16 protein-coding genes are annotated in these 16,542 nt (G+C 72.2%); 13 read left to right on the forward strand and 3 right to left on the reverse strand.

Annotated elements, in window-relative coordinates:
- Nucleotides 1-105: 105 nt before the first annotated feature.
- Both Q9R26_RS10085 and Q9R26_RS10090 read left to right on the forward strand, forming a co-directional pair.
- Complete coding sequence (locus Q9R26_RS10085) at nucleotides 106-1,305, forward strand: type III polyketide synthase (RefSeq protein ID WP_259580802.1); 1,200 nt, start codon at nucleotides 106-108, stop codon at nucleotides 1,303-1,305.
- Nucleotides 1,302-2,024, forward strand: coding sequence for a methyltransferase domain-containing protein (locus Q9R26_RS10090; protein ID WP_311227200.1), 723 nt, complete (start codon nucleotides 1,302-1,304; stop codon nucleotides 2,022-2,024). Before Q9R26_RS10085 ends, Q9R26_RS10090 begins: the two co-directional genes overlap by 4 nt.
- 104 nt (nucleotides 2,025-2,128) lie before the next feature.
- Here Q9R26_RS10090 and Q9R26_RS10095 read toward each other — a convergent pair whose 3' ends face one another.
- A complete protein-coding gene (locus Q9R26_RS10095) occupies nucleotides 2,129-3,178 on the reverse strand; it encodes a zinc-dependent alcohol dehydrogenase family protein (protein ID WP_311227201.1) in 1,050 nt (349 codons plus the stop codon).
- A gap of 79 nt (nucleotides 3,179-3,257) precedes the next feature.
- Between Q9R26_RS10095 and Q9R26_RS10100 the strand changes: the two genes are divergently transcribed.
- On the forward strand, nucleotides 3,258-4,172 hold the full coding sequence (locus Q9R26_RS10100) for a DUF3097 domain-containing protein (RefSeq protein ID WP_182065892.1): 915 nt from the start codon (nucleotides 3,258-3,260) through the stop codon (nucleotides 4,170-4,172).
- Nucleotides 4,173-4,241: 69 nt separating this feature from the next.
- On the forward strand, nucleotides 4,242-4,895 hold the full coding sequence (locus Q9R26_RS10105) for a spermidine/putrescine ABC transporter substrate-binding protein (RefSeq protein ID WP_182065891.1): 654 nt from the start codon (nucleotides 4,242-4,244) through the stop codon (nucleotides 4,893-4,895).
- 130 nt (nucleotides 4,896-5,025) lie between these two features.
- Here Q9R26_RS10105 and Q9R26_RS10110 read toward each other — a convergent pair whose 3' ends face one another.
- Together Q9R26_RS10110 and Q9R26_RS10115 are read right to left on the reverse strand one after the other, a co-directional pair.
- Nucleotides 5,026-6,039 (reverse strand): LacI family DNA-binding transcriptional regulator, encoded by a 1,014-nt coding sequence (locus Q9R26_RS10110; RefSeq protein ID WP_182065890.1) that lies wholly within the window; start codon nucleotides 6,037-6,039, stop codon nucleotides 5,026-5,028.
- Nucleotides 6,036-6,458 carry a DUF3054 domain-containing protein gene (locus tag Q9R26_RS10115; RefSeq protein ID WP_220456603.1) on the reverse strand — a complete coding sequence of 141 codons (423 nt, stop codon included), beginning with the start codon at nucleotides 6,456-6,458 and terminating at the stop codon, nucleotides 6,036-6,038. The genes Q9R26_RS10110 and Q9R26_RS10115 overlap by 4 nt, the downstream gene beginning before the upstream one ends.
- Before the next feature lie 115 nt (nucleotides 6,459-6,573).
- On the opposite strand from Q9R26_RS10115, the gene Q9R26_RS10120 reads away from it, so the two are divergent.
- The 9 genes from Q9R26_RS10120 (at nucleotide 6,574) to Q9R26_RS10160 (ending at nucleotide 16,502) form a co-directional block, all read left to right on the forward strand.
- A complete protein-coding gene (locus Q9R26_RS10120; protein WP_311227202.1) occupies nucleotides 6,574-7,524 on the forward strand; it encodes a hypothetical protein in 951 nt (316 codons plus the stop codon).
- Nucleotides 7,525-7,804: 280 nt separating this feature from the next.
- Entirely contained in the window at nucleotides 7,805-8,959 is a 1,155-nt protein-coding gene (locus Q9R26_RS10125) for an extracellular solute-binding protein (protein WP_209133525.1), read from the forward strand.
- Nucleotides 8,956-9,996, forward strand: coding sequence for an ABC transporter permease (locus tag Q9R26_RS10130; RefSeq protein WP_182065887.1), 1,041 nt, complete (start codon nucleotides 8,956-8,958; stop codon nucleotides 9,994-9,996). The genes Q9R26_RS10125 and Q9R26_RS10130 overlap by 4 nt, the downstream gene beginning before the upstream one ends.
- Nucleotides 9,993-10,805, forward strand: coding sequence for an ABC transporter permease subunit (locus Q9R26_RS10135; RefSeq protein ID WP_311227203.1), 813 nt, complete (start codon nucleotides 9,993-9,995; stop codon nucleotides 10,803-10,805). Before Q9R26_RS10130 ends, Q9R26_RS10135 begins: the two co-directional genes overlap by 4 nt.
- 53 nt (nucleotides 10,806-10,858) lie before the next feature.
- On the forward strand, nucleotides 10,859-11,965 hold the full coding sequence (locus Q9R26_RS10140) for an ABC transporter ATP-binding protein (RefSeq protein WP_311227204.1): 1,107 nt from the start codon (nucleotides 10,859-10,861) through the stop codon (nucleotides 11,963-11,965).
- A complete protein-coding gene (locus tag Q9R26_RS10145) occupies nucleotides 11,962-13,548 on the forward strand; it encodes an inositol monophosphatase family protein (RefSeq protein WP_311227205.1) in 1,587 nt (528 codons plus the stop codon). Before Q9R26_RS10140 ends, Q9R26_RS10145 begins: the two co-directional genes overlap by 4 nt.
- Before the next feature lie 259 nt (nucleotides 13,549-13,807).
- Nucleotides 13,808-14,596, forward strand: a complete 789-nt coding sequence (locus tag Q9R26_RS10150; protein WP_247737507.1) for a hypothetical protein — start codon at nucleotides 13,808-13,810, stop codon at nucleotides 14,594-14,596.
- A 59-nt stretch (nucleotides 14,597-14,655) separates the two neighbouring features.
- A complete protein-coding gene (locus tag Q9R26_RS10155) occupies nucleotides 14,656-15,657 on the forward strand; it encodes an ATP-binding cassette domain-containing protein (RefSeq protein WP_311227206.1) in 1,002 nt (333 codons plus the stop codon).
- On the forward strand, nucleotides 15,654-16,502 hold the full coding sequence (locus Q9R26_RS10160; protein ID WP_311227207.1) for an ABC transporter permease: 849 nt from the start codon (nucleotides 15,654-15,656) through the stop codon (nucleotides 16,500-16,502). Before Q9R26_RS10155 ends, Q9R26_RS10160 begins: the two co-directional genes overlap by 4 nt.
- Nucleotides 16,503-16,542 lie beyond the last annotated feature (40 nt).

Consider the following 16,542-nt stretch of genomic DNA (forward strand, 5'->3'; position numbering starts at 1 on the left):
GCCCACCTCGGAGGGCACGGTACCGGTCGGTGCCGTGCCCTCCGCGCGTCCCGGTCGTCGTGTGCATCCTGGGGACACGTCAGCGATCCGGTGACAGGATGAGTCGTGTCCGCAACGATCCGCGCCATCGGAACCGCCGTCCCCGAGACGACCCTCGACCAGCCCAGGGTGCGTGACCTCTTCTCCGCCCAACCCGACCTCGGGCGGCTCGGCAGACGGCTCGTCCCCGCCGCGTTCGACGGGTCGGCGGTCGACCAACGGCACACCGTCCTCGAGGAACTCGACTCCGAACGTGCCGGTGGTGCCTTCCGTGACGACGACGGCACCCTGCGCTCGCCGTCCACCGGTTCGCGCAACGACCGGTACCGCGAACTCGCCCCGCCGCTGTTCGTCGCCGCCGCCCGCGACGCGGTGGAACGCGCCGGCATCGCGCCGGAGGCGGTCACACACCTGGTGACCGTGTCGTGCACCGGGTTCACGCAGCCCGGACCCGACATCGACGTCGTCGAGCAGCTCGGGCTGCCCGGGGGCGTCTTCCGGCACCACATCGGTTTCATGGGGTGTTGCGCCGCGTTCCCCGCGCTCCGGATCGCCGCGGCGTTCGTCGACCAGGACCCGGACGCCGTCGTGCTCGTGGTCTGCGGTGAACTCTGCACCCTGCACGTCCGTGCCTCGAACGACCCCGACCAGATCGTCGCGAACAGCGTCTTCGGCGACGGTGCCGCGGCAGCGGTGGTCGCCCGCGACGGAGCCGGTCTGCGCTTCGACGAGTTCACGACGGCCGTGGTGCCCGAGGGAGCGTCCGAGATGGCGTGGAACATCGGGGACGAGGGCTTCGAGATGGTCCTGTCGACCGCCGTGCCGAAGCTCGTCGGCCTGCACGTCCCGAGCGCCGTGCAACCGCTGCTCGACGGCGGGTCGGCTTCGGACGTGCCGGTGTGGGCGGTGCACCCGGGCGGCCGGGCCATCCTCGACCGCGCCCAGGAGTCCCTCGGGCTGCCGGACAGCGCGATGGAGTCGAGCCGGCGCGTGCTGCGCGAACACGGCAACATGTCGAGCGCCACCGTGCTCTTCGTGCTGCGCGACGCCGTCGACGCCGGCCTCGAGGACGGCAGCGCCGTCGTCGCACTGGCCTTCGGCCCGGGTCTGACCGTCGAGAGCGCACGGCTCACCGCGGTGCGGACCGAGGCGTCGCTCGCGGCAGGACCCCTGGAGTCGCTGGCGGCCGAACCTGCGGCATCGCCCGCGGTGGAACCCGCTGTCGAACCCGCCCGCGTCCCCGTCGCGACCACGGGCGCGGCGTGAGCCGCCAGGGCGGCGGCACCACGGGCCTCCCGGCCGTCGACCTGCGCACCCGCGCGCTCGACCTGACCGAACTGATGGACGACCCGGACTGTGACCCGCGTGCGCTCGCGCGCACGTTCCGGCGCTTCGCCGTCGTGAACGCGCTCGTGAGCGGCTGGCACGCGGCCTGGCGATCACACGTCGTGCCGGCCCTGCCCGTCAGCGGCCGTGGCCGGGTGCTCGACCTGGGGTGCGGCGGCGGCGACCTGGCCCGCTCGCTGGTGCGCTGGGCGGCGAGCGACGGCTTCGACCTCGAGGTCGTCGGGGTCGACCCGGACGAACGCGCCATCGCCGCGGCACGACGGTCCTCCCCGGCTGGTGTGACGTTCCGGCAGCAGTCGAGCGGTGACCTCGTCGCCGCTGGTGAGCGGTTCGACGTCGTCGTGTCGAACCACGTGCTGCACCACCTGGGCGACGAGGAGCGGCGGGGGTTCCTGGCCGACTCCGAGCTGCTCGCGAGTGGGCGCAGCCTGCACTCCGACATCCGGCGGTCGCCGGCGGCCTACCGGGCGTACGCGCTGGCGTCACCGCTCGTCGCGGCGGGGACGTTCATCCGCGTCGACGGCCTCCGGTCGATCCGCCGGAGCTTCACCGTGCCCGAACTCCGCGACGTTCTGCCCGGCGGGTGGCGGGCCGAGGCGGCTGCGCCGCACCGGGTGCTGGCGATCCGTGACGCCTGACCGGGCGTCGGCCGCCCGACGCGACCAGACGACGGACGGGAGGCCCGTGGCGATGCTGCCACGGGCCTCCCGTCCGTCTGCCGGTGCGTCCACGACGCGCGCCGCTACGGGCGCAGCAACACCTTGATGGCGCGGCGCTCGTCCATCGAGCGGTAGGCCTCGGCGGCCTCGTCGAGCGGCAGCTCCAGGTCGAAGACGCGACCGGGGTCGATCGCGCCGGACAGCACGTCGGGCAGCAGTTCGGGGATGTACTTCCGGGCCGGGGCCATGCCGCCCGCGATGGCGATGTTCGTGTCGAACAGGTAGCGCGTGCCGATCGTCGGGACTCCGTGCGGGACCCCGACGAAGCCGACGTTGCCGCCGGGCCGGACCGAGTGCAGCGCCTGGTCCATGCTCTCCTCGGTGCCGACGGCCTCGACCGCGCAGTCGGCCAGGTCGCCGCCGAGCAGTGCGCGGACCGCCGCGACGCCCTCGTCGCCGCGCTCCGCCACGATGTCGGTGGCACCGAACTCGCGGGCGAGCGCCTGACGGTCGGCGTGCCGGCTCATCGCGATGATGCGGTCCGCGCCGAGCCGCTTCGAGGCGAGCACGGCGGAGAGGCCGACCGCGCCGTCGCCGACCACGACGACGGTCTTGCCGGGGCCGACCGCGGCCGATACGGCGGCGTGGTGGCCGGTCGAGAAGACGTCGGACAGGGTGAGCAGCGACGGCACCAGGGCCGGGTCGACCGGGCCGGGGACCGCGACGAGCGTGGCGTCGGCGTCCGGGATCCGCACGTACTCGGCCTGTGCGCCGCCGACGGGGTCGCCGTACGCGTCCGTGCTGCCGAATCCGGACAGGTGGTCGCAGCCGGTGGTCATGCCGTTGCGGCAGGCCTGGCAGGTGCCGTCGTTCATGGTGAAGGGGGAGATGACGAAGTCGCCCTCGTGCAGGCCGGTGACGTCGTCACCGACGGCGACGACCTCGCCGACGAGCTCGTGACCGATCGGCCGGGGCCGCTTCGTCTCGGTGACGCCGCGGTAGGGCCAGAGGTCCGATCCGCAGACACAGGCCGCGAGGACCTTGACGACGGCATCCTTGCCGGAGAGGAGCCCGGGTCGGTCGCGCTCCTCGACGCGGATGTCGTTCGGGGCGTGGATGATCGCTGCGCGCACGGGCGGGCCTTCCGTCGAGATGATGGGGAACCGGCGCGGTCGACGTCGTCCGGCCGTCGTCGACAGTACCCTCGTGCGGGTGGACGACGACCGGTACGGCGGCGATGTGCTCTCGGGGGACTGGCGCTCGCGCGGGGTGAAGAAGGTGCGGCAGGTGCCGCTCGAACGGGACATGGTGCTCGAGGACCCGGACTCCGGGTGGGCCGGTGCCGTGGTGGGGCTCGAGGCGGGCAACATCGCGCTCGAGGACTGGAAGGGCCGCACGCGGTCCTTCCCCTTCACCGGGCAGTTCCTGCTCGAAGGCGAGCTGGTGACGCTGGGGCGGCCGTCGGCGCCGGTCGGCCGGTCTGCCGCGGCCGCACCACCGGACAGGAGGCCCGGGGCGGCTCCGACGGTCAGGCACGCGTCCGACGGCGGTCGCCTCCGCACCGCGTCCGGATCGTTCGCCGTCGAGTCGCAGCGTGCTCGGGTGGCGCTCCCCAGCCGCATCATGGTCGAGGGCAAGCACGACGCGGAACTCGTCGAGAAGGTGTGGGGTGCCGACCTGCGCGTCGAGGGCGTCGTGGTCGAGGAGCTCTCCGGCGTCGACAACCTGGCCGCGGTGCTCGACGAGTTCCAGCCGACGCGCGAGCGCCGGGTCGGCGTGCTCGTCGACCACCTGGTGCCCGGGTCGAAGGAGTCCCGGTTCGCCGACGCCGTGATGCGCGGCAAGTGGGGAGCGCACGTGCTCGTCGTCGGGCACCCGTTCGTCGACGTCTGGCAGTCGGTCAAGCCGGCGCGGGTCGGCCTGCAGGCGTGGCCGACGATCCCGCGCTCGATCGAGTGGAAGGCGGGCATCTGCCAGGCACTCGGCTGGCCGCACGCCGAGCAGGCCGACATCGCCCGGGCGTGGCAGCGGATCCTCGGGCAGGTGCGCACCTTCGCCGACCTCGAGCCGGAGCTGCTCGGCCGCGTCGAGGAGCTGATCGACTTCGTCACGGAACCACGGGCCTGAGAATCGGCGATTGCCCGACGGGCGCGGTGTGCCGGGGATGATCCGCGCCTCCAGGCCTACTGTTGAGGCATGGACGGCATCGACGGTCGCGTGCGGGGCGCGGTCGACCTGTGGCTGCGCTGGCTGCCGCGCTGGCAGATCGGTACCGCCCGCCCGCGCACGCGCATCTGCCGGAAGTGCACCGGGTCCCCGATCGCTGCGGCCGCGGGGTTCGGGCCCGACGTGCCGCACGCCGTCCAGCACGCGCTGATCGGGCGGATCTCGACCATCGTCGAGGACGCCGTCGACGACTACACGGCGAGGAACCTGCCGCTGCTGCAGCGTGAACTCGAGCGGGCGGCGGCCCGGAAGCGGCACGCGGGGTACCAGCCGGCCGAGGGGTTGTCGCCGGAGTTCCAGGGCCTCGACGTCGACCCCGAGCCGTCGCCGGGGTCGCCGTTCCTGTTCACGCTCGGCGAGCTGGCCGGCACCGGTGCGGGGGAGCAGACGCCGCGCGAGCCGCTGTCCGACGAGGCGAAGGCCGCGCTCCGGCACGAGATCGCGCTGTCCGACGAGTGTGCGCGCTCGACCGGGACGGCGGTGTGCCTGGCGCTCATCGACCACCGGCCGCGGATCGCCGAGGCCGTCGAACGGCTCGTGGAGCCGCAGATCGAGGCGCTGGTGTCGGACATGTTCCGCGGGTTCGACGGGCCGGAGGACGGGCCGCGCAGCGGGTTGTTCTAGGCGCGCGAGCGCGGGGCTGCGTTCGGTGCGAGGTTCCGTACTCGGTGCGAGGGCCGTCCGGCCTCACCGAGTACAGAACCTCGCACCGTTCGCACGGCTCCTCGCACGGTGCGAGGTCGGCGGGCCGGTGTCAGCGGGGGAGCAGGGTGCGGCCGGGGATCACGGTGCCGCGTAGTGAGCGGTGCTCGACCGGGCGCGCGGGGTCGTCGATGCGGCCGATGACGAGGTCGATCGCTTCGCGGCCGATGCGCTCGATCGGTTGCTCGAGCGTCGTGAAGCCGATCCAGTCGCTCGCCAGCGGGTAGACGCCGTCGAACCCGGTGACGGAGAGGTCGCGCGGGACTTCGACACCGCGGCGGGCGAGCGCCTCGCACACGTCGAGCATCAGCCGGTCGGTCGGACACATCACCGCGGTCACGCCCGACTCCTGCACGGCGTCGACCAGGTCGGCGGCGAGGTCGTCGGGTGGCCGCACGAAGCTCGCGTCGATGTCGATCACCCGGACGCCACGTGCCCGGAGCCGCTCGAGCATCGCCGAGGACCGCGCGTGCTGCGTGATCGCGTCGTCGAGCGGGACGGTGAGCACCACGGCCGTGGTGTGGCCGGCGTCGGCGACGGCGTCCGCGATGGAAGCCCCACCGTCGACCTCGTCGCAGTACACGCTCGAGAGCGCCGGGTGCAGTTCGGGGCGACCGGCGACGACGGTGGCGATGCGGGGCGCGAACTCGGCGATGTCGGCGGACGGCATCAGGCCGCTGCAGACGACGAGCCCGTCGACGCGCATCGACACGAGTGCGGCGAGGGCGGACTTCTCGTCCTCGACCCGCCCGACGCCCGTCGTGGTGACGACGCGGTAGCCGAGCTCGGACGCGCGGCGCTCCATCACGGCGTGCAGGGCGGTGTAGACCATCGACGAGGCGTCACGGACGAGCATCCCGATCGTGTTCGTGCGCCCGCTGACCAGCCCGCGAGCCATCGCGTTCGCGACGTACCCGAGCTCGGCCGCCGCTCGTTCGACGCGCTCGCGGGTCTCGTCCGAGAACCGTCCCGTCCCGGACAGCACGCGGCTCACCGCCGACTTCGAGACGCCCGCACGTGCGGCGACGTCGAGGATCGTCGGCTGGGAACCGCGGCTGCCGTTCACGCGTCGGACGCTGCGGCGTCCTGCCGCGACCGCGACCCGGTGAACCGGAGCACGCCGCGGGCGATCGCGCGCCAGCCGAGCAGGAACACCCCGAGCACGATCGTCGCGACGATGACGAACGAGATCGGCAGCGGGTTGCCGTCGACGTCCCCCTGGCCGGTGGCGACGCGGATGGCCAGACCGACGAAGACCGTGAGGACCCAGACCACGATGCCGGTCGGCCAGAAGCGCAGCGGTCGAGCCCATGCCCCGCTCGTCACGTACCCGATCGCCCAACCGGCCAGGAACGGGTAGGCGGTGGTCCAGAGCGCCAGGGCCGTGTTGGCCTCGCCGTGCGACGAGCGCCCGATGAGCGCGAAGACGACGATGAGGACGACGTCGATGACGGCTGCGAGCCAACCCCAGGTGCGTGCGTTCACCCGCTCATTCTCGCAGTTGCTGATTCATCCGCTTGCGACTGTGGACGGACGCGGCTGTCCACAGGCTGATCCGGCTGTACTCGCACCGTGCGAGGTGTCCGCCAGCATCCAGTGCATGGCTGCTCATCCCCGTTTCCCCGCCGTCCCAGACTGCACGGTCCTCGTCGCGCACGAGTCACGACCCGACGAGGCCGCGGCGATCCGGGTCCGGGCCCGCGCTGGGGAACTGATCCGCATCGCGCACGGCCGGTACGCCGACACCGAGCGGTGGAAGGGCCTCCGCCCCGAGCAGCGGCACCACGTGCTCGTGCGATCACTCGTCGACCGGATCAGACCCCGCTTCGTCGTGTCGCACCTGTCAGCGGCAGCGGTCATCGGTGTGCCGCACGTGGGCCGGTGGCCGGAACGAGTCCACCTGACCAGACCCGGGCGTGATGCTCGGACGACCAACGCCACGTTCGTCGTGCACGCCGACTTCGACCCGTCGATGGCGGCCACGTGGCGGTTCCGCACGGACGACCTGACCCTGACGGGGTTTGACCGGACGGCCGTGGACCTCGCCATGACCTTGCCGATGACGGAGGCGGTGGTGGCCCTCGACCGGCTCCTCGCCCTCGGCGCGGACCGCGACGCCGTCCTGGACGGGGTCGCCCGGCGAGGTCGGAAGGGCCGGCGCCGTGCCCTGCGGTCCGTCGGTTTCGCAGACGCAGCCGCTGACTCGGTCGGGGAGTCGCTGGTCCGGGTCCGTCTGGACGAGTACGGCGCTCCCACCCCGGTGCTGCAACGACGCTTCACCACCCCGGGCGAGCCGGACATCGTCGTGGACTTCTGGCTCCCGGACCAGGGCGTGGTGATCGAGTTCGACGGTGAGGTGAAGTACCGCGATCCAGGGCTCCGCGGAGGGCGGTCGGCGGAGGACATCGTCATCGCGGAGAAGTACCGCGAGGACCGCTTGCGCTCCTTCCCCGAGGTACGCGGTGTGATCCGGTACGGCTGGAAGGACGTGTGGGACGAGCCCGCGTTCCGCGCGAAGCTTCGAAATGCCCGGGTACCGATGTCACGGTGACCTCGCACGGTGCGAGGGGCGGCGCGAACGGTGCGAGGTTCCGTACTCGGTGCCGGGCTCCAGGGCGGGCACGGAGTACGGAACCTCGCACCAGACGCGCAGCACGCGCCCACCGCACCGCACCCGGAGTTCACCCGGCGGCGACGCCGGAGGCACCCGGAGTTCACCCGGCAGCGCCACACTCGACCTCGGCGCGGGAACGTTCCCACACGCACCGCCCGCACGACCGCACGCCCCACCCCCGCACGCCCCCACGCACCACGGAACAGGGAGAACCCACGTGAAGACCCGAGTCCTCGCCGGCCTCGCCATCGCGGCAGCCGCGACCGTCGCACTCTCCGGCTGCGTCCAGAGCGCCAACGCCTCGAACGCCTCCGACGCCGACGGCACCACCGACCTCACCGTGTTCATCAGCGGCGACACCAACGTCCAGGACCTCTGGGACAAGTCGCTCATCCCCGCCTTCGAGAAGGCGAACCCGAAGATCCACGTCAGCACCAGCATCGACCTGCACGGCGAGCACGATGCCCAGACCCAGGCGAACCTCGCCACCGCGGTCAAGGCCGGCAAGTCCGTCGCGTACGACCTCGTCGACGCCGGGTTCGTCACCACCGCCGGCAAGGCCGGGCTGATGGCGACGGTCAGCGACAGCACGATCCCGAACCTCAAGGACGTCCCGGACGCCACGAAGCAGCAGGGCGGCGACAGCGCCATCCCGTACCGCGCCTCGAGCGTACTGCTGGCGTACGACGCGAAGAAGGTCACGGACCCGCCGAAGACCCTCGACGACCTGCTCGCCTGGATCAAGGCGAACCCGGGCGAGTTCGCCTACAACTCCCCGTCGTCCGGCGGCTCGGGTGGCTCGTTCGTGGCCACGGTGCTCGCGAAGTACCTGACGCCCGCCGAGCAGGAGACGATGCAGACGAAGTACGACAAGTCGCTCGAGTCGAAGTGGGACGAGGGCTTCGCGGCCCTGAAGGACCTCGGCCCGTCGACGTACCAGAAGGGCGTCTACCCGAACGGCAACGACCAGGTCGTGCAGCTGCTCGGCAGCGGCCAGATCGCGATGGCGCCCGTGTGGAGCGACCAGTTCATCACCTCGCAGAAGACCGGCATCATCCCGAAGACCGTCAAGGCCGTGCAGATCGACGACCCGTCGTTCACCGGCAGCGCGAGCTTCCTCGGCATCCCCAAGACCGAGCCGGCGGCCAAGAAGGCGGCAGCCGAGAAGCTCGCCGACTTCGTGCTCAGCGCGAAGGGTCAGCAGCTCGTCGCGAGCGCCGTCTCCGGCTACCCGGTGATTCCGCTCGACAGCCTGCCGAAGTCGGTCGCCGAGCAGTTCGCCGACGCGAACCCCTCGCAGCTCCGCCTCGGGTTCCAGAGCGACTTCTCCGCCGACATGAACGCGGCGTGGGACGCGAAGGTCCCGCAGTGACCCAGACCGTCCAGGACGGCCCGGCAACCGGCCGGGAGGCCCGTGGCGACTCCGCCATGGGCCTCCCGCCCGTCCCGCCCCACGCCCAGGGCCCGGCGCACCCCGCCGGCGGGCGCACGGCGCAGGAGCGACTGGCCCGCCGTCGACGGTGGCAGGGCCTCGCCCTCGTCGCCGCCCCGGTGCTGGTCGTCGTCCTGTTCGTCGGCGTCCCCGTGGTGAACGCCGCCCTGTTCAGCCTCGGGTTCACCGGCGGCCTGAACCAGGCGCTCGCCGACATCGGCGGCGACACCGTGCGCGGCTTCTCGTTCGCGGTCTACGCGACCCTGCTCGGCAACGCCACGTTCCTGCGTGACCTGGTCGCGACGCTCGGCGTCACCGCGCTGTCGACCGGCCTGACCGTGGGGCTCGCCGTCGTCGTCGCGGTGATCCTGCGGCTCCGCGGAGGCTTCCTCGGCAAGACCCTCAGCGTCCTGGCCGTCGTGCCGATCTTCGTGCCGGTGGTCATCGCGAGCTGGTCGATCCTGACCTTCACCGACGCGCAGGGCTTCCTCCGCAGCCTCGGTGCCCAGTTCGGCCTCGACGTCCCGGTGTGGGGCTACACCCTCGTCGCCGTGGTGTTCGGCAGCGTCTGGACGAGCCTGCCGTTCGCGGTGCTCATGATCGCCGGCGCGTTGCAGGGCACCCCGGACGCCCTGGTCGAGGCCGCGAAGGACGCCGGGGCGAGCACCTGGCGCGTCGTCTGGCAGGTGCTCCTGCCGATGGCCGCGACCCCGCTCGTCATCGCGACGACGTTCACCGTGATCGGGGTCCTCGGTTCGTTCACCGTGCCGTACTTCACCGGCCCGAACGCCCCGACGATGCTCGGCGTGGACATCTCGAAGTACTTCCAGGCCTACAACCGTCCGCAGCAGTCGACGGCGATGGCGTTCATCGTGTTCGCGTTCGCCGCGGCCGCGAGCGTCTTCTACCTCCGCTCGACGGTCCGGGCGAACGCCGGCGAGCTGCGGAAGCAGCAGCAGAAGCAGGAGCAGCCGTGATCAAGCGACTCACCGGGAACACCCTCGTCTGGGCCACCGCCGTCGTGCTGGCCGTCTTCATCCTCGGGCCGCTCGTCTGGCTGGCCGCCCGGGCCTTCGCGACGACGTGGACGTACCCGAACCTGCTCCCCGACGGCTGGACCCTGCAGTGGTGGGGGACCGTGTTCGAGGACCGCAGCCTGGCCGTGGCGGTGCAGAACTCGCTCGTCCTCGCACCGCTCACGGTCCTCGTCGCCGCGGTGGTCTGCCTGCCCGCCGCGTGGGCGATCAGCCGCATCGAGTTCCCGGGGCGGCGGCTCGTGCTCGTGGGGCTGTTCGCCACGAACGCGTTCCCGAAGATGGGCCTCTTCGTCACCATGTCGGCGATGTTCACCGCGCTGGACCTCATGAACACGGTCACCGGCATCCTGATCGTCCACGTCCTCGGCTGCGTCGTGTTCATGACGTGGCTGCCCGCCGCAGCGTTCTCGGCCGTGCCGCGGTCCCTCGAGGAAGCGGCCCGCGACGCCGGGGCCGGCCGCTGGCGGACCTTCTGGAAGGTGACGTTCCCGATCGCCTGGCCCGGGATCCTCGTCGCGATGGTGATGTCGTTCCTGGCGTCCTTCGACGAGGCGCAGGGCACGTACCTGGTCGGAGCCCCGACGTACATGACGATGCCGACGGCGATGTACTCGCTCGTCCTGAACTCCCCGCGCCAGGTCTCGGCGGTGTTCGCGATCGCGCTGAGCATCCCGTCCGTGGTCCTGCTGCTGCTCGCCCGGAAGCACATCATGGGCGGCCGGCTGGCGGACGGCTTCCAGATCCGATGACCCGGCCGCAACCGACCGGGCCGACACCCGGACAGAGACCCGGACCGACACCGATGACCCACACCAGCACGAAAGGCGACCAGATGACGGACCAGGCGCTCGTCACGGAACGCGCTCCGGGCCTCCAGGCCGACGGCAGCACGACGGACCGGACCCGATCCGGCGGCCTCACCATCCGCGGACTGCGCAAGACGCTCGGCGGGCGCGAGGTCGTCGCCGGCATCGACCTCGACGTCGCGAAGGGCGAGCTCGTCTCGCTGCTCGGGCCGTCCGGATGCGGCAAGACCACGACGCTCCGCATGGTGGCGGGGTTCCTGCCCGCCGACGGCGGCGTGGTGGCCATGGGGGACCGCGACGTCACGTCGCTCGGCCCGGAGCGCCGGCCGAGCGCGATGGTGTTCCAGAACTACGCGCTCTGGCCGCACATGACGGTGACGCAGAACGTCGCGTTCCCGCTGCGGACCCGACGGGTGCCGAAGCAGCGGGTCGCCGAGCGGGTGCGCGACGCGCTCGAGCTCGTCGGCCTGAGCCACCACGCCGGCTCGAAGCCGACCGCGATCTCGGGCGGTGAGCAGCAGCGCGTCGCCCTGGCGCGCGCCATCGTGCAGGAGCCCGACGTGCTGCTCCTCGACGAGCCGTTGTCGAACCTCGACGCGAAGCTCCGCGTGAGCGTCCGCGACGAGATCCGCCGCATCCAGCAGCGACTCGGCATCACGACCGTGATCGTGACGCACGACCAGGACGAAGCGCTCAGCATCTCCGACCGGATCGCCGTCATGCACGACGGCCGCATCGAGCAGATCGCGACCCCGACGGAGCTCTACGCCCGCCCCGCCACGAGCTTCGTCGCATCGTTCATCGGCTCGACGAGCGTCGTCACCGGCCGGTTCCTCGCCGGCACGTCGGTCAGTCCGACGGCGGCCGACACGGTGCTGGTCCGGCCCGAGCAGGTCGTGCTCACCGACGACTCGCCGATCCGTGCGACCGTCGCGCGGGTGCTCATGCGCGGGCACTTCGCCGAGGTGGTGCTCAGCACCGACGGCGCAGAGCTCCGCGCCTACGTCACCGGGCCACCGCCGACGGTCGGCACCGAGACCGGGGTGCGCCTGGGCGACGTGCTCGTCCACCGCGACGGCGTGCTGCTCGAGGTCGCCCGGTGAGCGCCGCCGTGTCGGCACCCGCCGACCAGGTGGTCGCCACCAGCCCGGACGGGAGGCCCGGCGTGCGTCCGCCACGGCTCGTCGCCCACCGCGGTGCGCCGCGCGTCCGGCGCGAGAACACGCTGCCCGCCATCGCGGTCGCCGAGGCGCTCGGCGCCGAGGTGATCGAGGTCGACGTCCGCCGCACCGCCGACGGCGTCGCCGTCCTGCTGCACGACGAGACCCTCGGCCGGATGTGGGGCGACGCCCGCCGGGTGGCCGACGTCGACTGGTGCGACGTCGCCCGGCTCGGCAACGGCCTCGACCGGATCCCGCGGCTCGACGGTGCGCTCGAACGGCTCGACGGCTGCCGGTCGACCCTGCTCGTCGACCTGACGGACGCCGAGGACGCACTGGTGGCCGCCCGGACCGTGGCCGGCTTCACCGGCTCCACGGTGGTGGCCTGGTGCGGGGCGCCGGCGGCGATGGCGGCCGTCCGTTCCGTGCTGCCCGACGCCGACGTCTGGCTGGCGTGGGAGTCGCTCGACCCGCCCGTGTCGGCGGACCTCGAGGCGCTCGACCCGTCGACGCTCAACCTCGACGTCGCGTTCCTCACACCGCGCACCGTCGAGGTCGCACACGCCCTGGGCCTGCGCGTCGCCGTCTGGACGATCGACGACGTCGAGCCGGCGGTCTGGGCAGCCCGGCTCGGCGTCGATTCGATCACCACGAACGACGTCGGTTCCATCGGAGCGGCCCTGTCCGCGGCTGAGCGCGACGGCTGGCCCGAGCGCGACCGCGAGCCCACCGAGACCGAGGTCGCCTCGCGCGCCCAGGCCCTGGCCCACCGCATCGCCCACGAGGTCATCGCCTACACGCGTGAGCACCCGGTCAGCGAGGTCCACACCAAGGCGAACCCCGCCGACCTGGTCACCGACGTCGACCGCCTGGTGGAGCAGCACGTCCGCTCCCGCGTGCGGATGGTCTTCCCCACGCACGGGTTCACCGGCGAGGAGTACGGCGAGGCCCCCGGCGACCGGCACCGCTGGTTCCTCGACCCCGTCGACGGCACCACCAACCTGGCCAACGGCGTGCCCTGGACCTCGATGTCGCTCTGCCTGACCCGTGGTGGCCGACCGCTCGTCGGTGTCGTCGCCGACCCCTGGCGCGGCGAGGTGCTCGAGGCCCGACGTGGCCGCGGCGCCACCCTGCGCGAGCGCCAGCTCCGACTCGACGACACACCCCGGCCGCTCGCCGGCGCCGTCGTCGGCACCGAGCTCGACGGACACCGCCCCTGGCCGGGGTTCGGGGCGTTCCTCGACGCCCTGGCCGACCGGTCGTGCACCCTCCGGGTGCAGGGGTCGGGCACGTTGACGATCGCGCAGGTCGCGGCCGGGCGTGGGATCGGCGGCTGCGTCTCGGCGTTCAACCCGGTCGATCACGGGGCCGCGGTGCTGCTCGTGCACGAGGCCGGGGGCGTCGTGCTGACGCCGGCCGGCCCCGTCGAGGGCTTCCCGCCCGTGGGGGAGCCGTTCCTGGTGGCGCACCCTGGTGCCGCGGACGAGCTGCACGCGGTGTGGACGGCGGCGCTCGCCGCGGGGTGAGCCGCGGCGCACGGTGCGGGGTCTGCGACCCGGTGCTGGGTCGGCTGCCGGGTGCGGTGCTGCGAGCGCGCACGCGGCCGGGAACCGCGCACGGGGTGCGCAGGTGCGCACCGTCGGACTGGAGACACGGTGCCAGCCCGGCACGCGCCTCCCGGCCGACTCTGAGCGGGCGCTCAGTCACCGGACGCCCGGGGTTCGTAGTGTTGCAGTCCACGACGGGTCCGACCGGGCCCACCGTGCACCCGAAGGAGCATCGACCATGGGATTCCTCGACCGCCTGCTCGGACGTCCGGAGCGTGACCGATCCGCTGACGCGCAGCAGAACCAGTGGGGGCAGCCGCCGCAGCAGCAGGGCTACCGGTACGGCCAGCAGTCGTACCAGCAGCCGGCGCCGTCCGCACCGCAGGGCGGCCAGTACGGCGTCCCGCAGTGGGGCGGTGCACCGACGCAGCAGCAGGGTGCGACGACCGACGACGAGCGTGCGGTCGAGCGCTACCGCTACCTGCTCCGCACCGCACCGCCGGAGCGCATCGAAGAGGTCCACGCCGAGGCCTTCGCCAAGCTGACCGACGAGCAGCGCCGCATGGTCTACGACGAGTTCACCCGGACCGCGCCTCCCGGTGAGGCGCCCCGGGGTGACGACCCCCGCTCGCTCGCCCAGTCGGCGACCCGCTCCGAGATCCGTCAGCCGGGCTTCATGGAGCGCTCGCTCGGCGGTGTCGGCGGTGGCGGACGCTTCGGCGGCCAGCGCGGCGGTCCGTCGTTCGGCAGCATGATCGGCGCCTCGATCCTCGGGACGGTGGCCGGCTACGTCATCGGTTCGGCGATCATGAGCGCGTTCCTGCCGGACCCCGGTTCGTTCGATGGCGGTACCGACGCTGCGGGTGACGGTGGTTCGGAGGACACTGGTGCTGAATCCGGCGATGCCGGGGCGTCCGACGGCGGCGCATCCGACGGCGGCGGCTTCGACAATGCGGGCTGGGGCGACAGCGGATCCGACTTCGGCGGTGGCTTCAGCGACTTCGGTGGTGGTGACTTCGACGTCTGAGTGACGTCCGTCGCTCCGCCGGACCCCCGGGTACCCACCGTGTCCGACGAAGGAGCGACATGGCCATCATCGAAGCCTCCGGGCTCACCAAGACCTACAGGTCGAAGTCCGGGCCGGTGCACGCGCTCGCCGGACTCGACCTGTCGGTGCCACAGGGCACCGTGAAGGCGCTGCTCGGGCCGAACGGCGCAGGCAAGACCACGGTGGTGAAGGTGTTGACCACCCTCATCACACCGGACTCGGGCACCGCGACGATCGACGGCATCGACGTGATCGCCGACCCGCAGGCCACCCGGCGGTCCATCGGGGTGTCCGGGCAGTACGCGGCGGTCGACGAGAACCTGACCGGGTTCGAGAACCTCGAGATGATCGGGCGGCTCTACCACCTGGGCCGCAGGACGGCGCGCGATCGTGCCCGGGAGCTCATCGACGTCTTCGACCTGTCCGAGGCCGGGGACCGACCGGTGAAGGGCTTCTCCGGCGGCATGCGGCGACGCATCGACCTCGCCGGGGCGCTGGTGATGAACCCGCGCGTGCTGTTCCTCGACGAACCGACCACGGGCCTCGACCCCCGCAGCCGGCTGGCGCTCTGGGGCATCATCGAGGACCTCGTGGCCGAGGGCGCGACGGTGCTCCTCACCACCCAGTACCTGGAAGAAGCCGACCGGCTCGCCGACGACATCGCGGTCATCGACGACGGGGCGGTCATCGCCGAGGGCACCGCGGACCAGCTCAAGGCGCAGGTCGGCGGGCACCGGGTGGTCGTCACCCTGGTCGACGATGCCGACGGCGACGCGGCGACCACGGTGCTGCGCCGCTCCGGGGTCGGTGAGGTCGAGACCTCGGGCGACGGCCGCACCCGTGCCATCGCGGTGGAGGCCGGTCCGGCAGCCCTGCAGCGCGTGCTCGCCGACCTGGGCGAGGCCGGCATCGAACTCCACGACGCCGGCATGCGACGACCGACCCTCGACGACGTCTTCCTCCGCCTGACCGGGCACGCCGCGACGGACGACGACGCCGGCGAACCCGCGGCAACCAAGCAGAAGGAGACGGCACGATGACCACCACGTCCCTCGCGCCGGGCCGCCACCTGCCCGTCGTCGTGACCTCGCCGCTCGCCGTCTGGGTCGAGGACGGCTGGACCGTCACCAAGCGGAACCTCATCAAGCTCAAGCGGTCGCCGGACATGCTCGTGTTCGCCGTGCTGCAGCCGATCATGTTCGTGCTGCTGTTCAGCCAGGTGTACGGCGGCGCCATCCAGGTGCAGGGGACCGACTACACGCAGTTCCTGATGGCGGGGATCTTCGCGCAGACCGTGGTGTTCGGTGCGACGTTCTCCGGGTCGGCGATGGCGCAGGACCTGAAGGAAGGGCTGATCGACCGGTTCCGGACGCTGCCGATGTCGGCGTCCGCGGTGCTGGTCGGGCGCACCAACTCCGACCTCGTCCTGAACTCGATCTCGATGGCGATCATGATGCTCACCGGCCTGGCGGTCGGGTGGCGGGTGAACTCGTCGCCGCTCGAGTTCCTGGCCGGCATCGCCCTGCTGCTGCTGTTCAGCTACGCGTTCAGCTGGGTGATGGCGCTGCTCGGCATGAGCGTCAAGACGCCCGAGGTCATCAACAACGCCTCGTTCATGATCCTGTTCCCGCTGACGTTCATCTCGAACGCGTTCGTGCCGAGCGACACCCTGCCGCTGGTGCTGCGCGTGTTCGCGGAGTGGAACCCGGTGTCGTCGCTCGTGCAGGCCGCGCGGGAGCTGTTCGGCAACGTCGGGTCCGCCCCGGTGCCGGACATCTGGACGATGCAGCACCCCGTGCTGACCGTCTTGATCGGGATCGCCGTGATGCTCGTGGTGTTCGTCCCGTGGGCGGTGAACAAGTACACCAGGATCAGCGCGAAGTGAGGCGGCTGTGGGCGGTCAACAAGGCTGCCCCCCTCACCGC

It is taken from the genome of Curtobacterium sp. BRB10 (genome assembly GCF_031844325.1).
Lineage (GTDB): Bacteria > Actinomycetota > Actinomycetes > Actinomycetales > Microbacteriaceae > Curtobacterium > Curtobacterium poinsettiae_A.

Bases quoted from the DNA above. Each gene is read 5' to 3' on its own strand.
- Q9R26_RS10160 (WP_311227207.1), top strand. From the start codon at position 15,654: ATGACCACCACGTCCCTCGCGCCGGGCCGCCACCTGCCCGTCGTCGTG.
- Q9R26_RS10150 (WP_247737507.1), top strand. From the start codon at position 13,808: ATGGGATTCCTCGACCGCCTGCTCGGACGTCCGGAGCGTGACCGATCC.
- Q9R26_RS10105 (WP_182065891.1), top strand. From the start codon at position 4,242: ATGGACGGCATCGACGGTCGCGTGCGGGGCGCGGTCGACCTGTGGCTG.
- Q9R26_RS10140 (WP_311227204.1), top strand. From the start codon at position 10,859: ATGACCCACACCAGCACGAAAGGCGACCAGATGACGGACCAGGCGCTC.
- Q9R26_RS10155 (WP_311227206.1), top strand. From the start codon at position 14,656: ATGGCCATCATCGAAGCCTCCGGGCTCACCAAGACCTACAGGTCGAAG.
- Q9R26_RS10120 (WP_311227202.1), top strand. From the start codon at position 6,574: ATGGCTGCTCATCCCCGTTTCCCCGCCGTCCCAGACTGCACGGTCCTC.